Raw genomic sequence first — 4,249 nt, 5'->3', positions numbered from 1 at the left:
AGCTGCTTTTGCTCAGTGCCAGATGGGGGCGGCGGGAATTTATTATCTTTGGTAGTACTTAGTGGAGCATCCGCTACTACGCTCGGCAGCCAGTGGGGGGGTCAGTTTGACCCGAAACAGAGGGGGCACTTTCGCTGAAATACGCAATTAAAAAGGCTTCTTTTTCCGAACACCAAGGCTTCATTTCGGTTGGTTCAAGTAATCTTGTTCCTCTACCTATCATTTGCCAGAATTTAGTATATGAATAGACTGGTTTGGCAAAAACTAGGTTTACCAATTCTCTAATATCAATTCCAGTATCAAGCATGTCAACACTTAAAGCCACTCTAGGCATGTCATTGTGTGTGAATTGATCTAATAAACCACCTTTTCCATAAACTCTAGGGTCTTCCGAAACTAACACCTTGGCTAATTCACCATTGTATTCAGGATAAAGTGAATCAAATATTTGTTCAATTCTTCTTGCATGAGCTTTACTTGCACAGAAAAAAATTGTTTTACCTGGAAGGACTCCATTTGGGTCTTTAATGCACTCTTCCATGAACTCTTTTACGATAAGAGCATTCGTTCCTTTATTGATTACAGTCTTTTCAAGCTCTGTTCCTTCATAATTGATTTCTTCAATTTCTTTTCCTTCAAGTATTAACCGTTTCTGGTCTTCTAATGAAATTGTTCTTTTACTAATTCCTTCTTCTTGGAATTTAGTTTTAATCTTCATTACCTGAAATGTGCTCAAGTATGGAGGAATGTGGCTTATTGCTTCTTCATATGAATAGGCGAAAGTTGGTACTCCATCATCACAATTGAATATTTTAAATGTATTGTGATCGATAACATCAGTTGGAGTTGCAGTTAAGCCAAGTGTTATCGTACTGAAGTAATCCAGAACCTCCTTGTAAGTATTGTATATACTTCTGTGACTCTCGTCAATAATAATTAAGTCGAAAAAATGAGGCGATAGAGTATTCTCTTCGTTTCTTACAATATTTAGCATTGTTGGGTAAGTAGAAACATAGATTCTACGGTCTTGTGATATGTTCTTCTCTCCAACTTTTGGCCACCTCGGTTCGTTGGGAAGGTGTTCTTTAAAAGCTTCCAAAGCTTGGTCTCTTAATGCTATCCTATCAACAAGGAATAGTACTCTTTCTGCCCAACCTGCACGCATTAAGGCTTCAACAATGGCAATACAAGTTCTAGTTTTACCTGTCCCTGTTGCCATTACTAAAAGAAATGTTCTACGTTTTCTCTCTAGTTCCTCCATTACAGCACGAATAGCTCTAATTTGATAATCACGTCCAGCAATTTTGATATTTATGAATTCACCATAAAGAGGTCTCCTTGCCCTCCTTACGTAATTATATCTTTCTAAGTCTCCTTTTGTTGGAAAACCATGAACTTTACGGGGTGGATAGTTTTCTAAATCCCAGAAGAATATTTCATGTCCATTAGTATAAAAGCAAAAAGGTATTTCTCCACCTTGATTTTTTTGAATATTGTAGCAATATTGTTTGGCCTGTTCACGTCCAATTGAAGGATCTACAGATGATTTTTTGGCTTCTATAACACCCAATGGTCTCCCATCTTTTCCGAGGAGAACATAATCACTAAATTGATTCCCAGAATAGGGTGCAGCTTCTTCTGGGATTAAATTATTATCTACAATTATACTAAGCTCCTTAATTACATTTGAACGATCATCAACATCCCACCCAGCTATCTTTAGCCTTTTATCAATTATATCTTTTCTAGTTTCTGCCTCGTTCATTATTACTCTTATTAGAGACAATCAAATTTTTTATATCTACATCTAGGATGTTTGCAATATCATTTAACACTTCAAGTCTAGGTTGTTGTCGGTTCTGGACATATCCGTTGACTATATTGTAACTCTTTCCCAACTTTTCAGCCAACCATGTTTGCCTAATTCCTTTCTCTTCAAGTACTTTCTTTATTCGGTTCATTTCCGTCTAAAATTAGTTTGCCAAATTAGTTTTTTTTTTTCACATCTCGTATTTCAATATATATATAGTTCATTTATTATTGAGTTTCCTGAGCACGAAATAAGATTAAATCTGTTTAATATCGAAAATACCCACTAGTAATTGCATACTCTAATTTGAGAGTATGCTTTCCAGTAATGTTATAGACCGTTGCGACTTTGAGTTACTAGATAAAAGGAACAATTTATCGGCGTTGACAATCAGTAGAAGATGCTGTTTCCATATCTTGGTAACACACTCTTGGTTATTAGTAATTGGCAAATTAGCGATTGAGAACTTCCAAATTTATTTAGGTAAAATCTTCAATTTTCCTTACCTTTAATCCATAGCAATTGCAGCTAAAACGTACAAAATAAATGGTGAGCGATTCGTTGAGGCGAATTTAAAAACCACATTAAATACTATTTAAACGCTGATATTTGGACTAGGTTCGAATCCCAGCGGGATCACAAGAAACAATATCAAAGAGAACTAAAACCCTGCAAATCAAATGATTGCAGGGTTTTTGCTTTTACGGGTTATGCCAAAATATGCACGAAATCGCATATAAAATGTGCGTCATTCGGAGCGTCGTTCTTTATAATATCAAACTCCCCTAATTCGTATTAATACATTGATATTCAACTAGTTTAATAGATGAACATCCTGTAGGAATGAAACTGCAAAGCTATTTTTGTTTAACCTTAATGTTATCGTTATGAAAATTAATTTTAGCGTGCTTTTCTTTTTGAAAAAGCCAAAAAACTACACAAAAGGGGCTGTTTACTTTATCTTTTTAAGAATTACGGTGGACGGGATTCGTGCGGAAATGTCCACAAGCAGAAACTGCGAACCAGACCGGTGGAATGCAAAAGTTGGAAAAGTCATCGGCACAAAGGAAGATGTTAAAACTTTGAATGCATACCTGGAAAATATGAAAGCAGAGGTTTATGCTGCGCATAGCCAACTAAACGCGGACGGAACTGCAATAACCGCTGATAATGTTAAATGCAAATTCTTAGGCAAAGCCGAAAAAACACACACCATTATGGAGGCCATTAAAATCCATAACACAAATATGGCGGCACTCGTAGAAAAGGAAGATTATGCGGAAGGCACTTTGAGACGGTTTAAAGTGCTTGAAAAGCACGTCAAAGAATATCTTTTATTTAAATACCAAACAAGTGACCTCAACATCCGCCATATAGACCATGAGTTTATTGACGGTTTTGATTTCTACCTGCATACCTCAAAGGATAATGATACCAATACAGCTAGTAAACACCTTAAAAATCTGGGAAAGATTGTCCGTATATGCCTTAGAAACAAATGGATCATCACTGACCCCTTCTTTGGCTATAAGTTGAAATCAAAACTCGTACAAAGGGAATACCTTACTGCGGATGAACTGCAAAACATTGCGGGCAAAAAATACAGCACCGCAAGACTATCACAAGTTCGGGACTTCTTCCTGTTCAGCTGTTATACGGGGCTGTCCTATGCCGATGTGCAAAAACTCAAACAAACTGACATACGTATAGGGATTGACGGGGAAAAGTGGCTATTCAGCTATCGCAAAAAAACAGGTACGCCTGTAGCTGTGCCGCTTATCCCAATAGCCGCTGATATTCTGGAAAGGTATAAAGATCACCCTTTCTGTGCCAATCAGAACAGGGCGTTGCCGATTTCCAGCAATCAAAAAATGAACGAATATTTGGTGGAGATTGCCGCCCTATCGGGCATCGTCAAGACACTAGGCAACCGGATCGCTAAACGTACTTTTGCCACTACAGTTACTCTTTTGAACGGTGTACCTATCGAAAGCGTGTCTAAAATGATGGGGCATACCAATATCCGCACCACCCAACTTTATGCAAAAATGCTGGATGAAAAAGTTGCCAGCGATATGGCACCATTAAGAGAAATGTTTGCTGTTGTATAGTATATGATAATGCACACCCAAAGCTTCGGTTCGGGTGTGCATTCGTCACAATATATGAATGCAAAGGAAAGGAACGCCGTTCAAAGCTGCAATAGACTCTCCGAAGGCGCAGGAAACCGACAGCCACCACTCCGTAAAGGTTAAAAGCGAGAACAGTGGGCGGACATTTGAGCGACGGGGTTTCGCAGGCCGCACCGAGTGTGGGGATATAGATATATAAAACAGGCCTGGGGGAGACTGTAAATCAAACTGTGTCAACTCTTGATAATCAAGAGTAAGAATAAGTAAATTAGTATAAACTTATGGACACAATGAACAGTAAAAAACC

The 4,249-nt window shown here is 38.0% G+C and carries 3 protein-coding genes; 1 reads left to right on the top strand and 2 read right to left on the bottom strand.

Annotated features, from left to right (window positions below; genetic code table 11):
• Positions 1-76: 76 nt before the first annotated feature.
• A complete protein-coding gene (locus FN831_RS27485; RefSeq protein ID WP_221931426.1) occupies positions 77-1,765 on the bottom strand; it encodes a type I restriction endonuclease subunit R in 1,689 nt (562 codons plus the stop codon).
• Positions 1,746-1,961: a helix-turn-helix domain-containing protein gene (locus FN831_RS27480; protein ID WP_142531416.1), complete on the bottom strand. Its 216-nt coding sequence runs from the start codon at positions 1,959-1,961 to the stop codon at positions 1,746-1,748. The genes FN831_RS27485 and FN831_RS27480 overlap by 20 nt, the downstream gene beginning before the upstream one ends.
• 736 nt (positions 1,962-2,697) lie before the next feature.
• Between FN831_RS27480 and FN831_RS27475 the strand changes: the two genes are divergently transcribed.
• On the top strand, positions 2,698-3,921 hold the full coding sequence (locus tag FN831_RS27475; protein ID WP_142531415.1) for a site-specific integrase: 1,224 nt from the start codon (positions 2,698-2,700) through the stop codon (positions 3,919-3,921).
• Positions 3,922-4,249: the final 328 nt, after the last annotated feature.

This window comes from Pedobacter westerhofensis (genome assembly GCF_900182595.1).
GTDB lineage: Bacteria > Bacteroidota > Bacteroidia > Sphingobacteriales > Sphingobacteriaceae > Pedobacter > Pedobacter westerhofensis.
This window is presented reverse-complemented; position numbering and strand designations above follow the sequence as displayed.

Excerpts from the sequence above, each read along its gene's own strand:
- FN831_RS27475 (WP_142531415.1), top strand. The coding sequence starts at position 2,698 with ATGAAAATTAATTTTAGCGTGCTTTTCTTTTTGAAAAAGCCAAAAAAC.
- FN831_RS27485 (WP_221931426.1), bottom strand. The coding sequence starts at position 1,765 with ATGAACGAGGCAGAAACTAGAAAAGATATAATTGATAAAAGGCTAAAG.
- FN831_RS27480 (WP_142531416.1), bottom strand. The coding sequence starts at position 1,961 with ATGAACCGAATAAAGAAAGTACTTGAAGAGAAAGGAATTAGGCAAACA.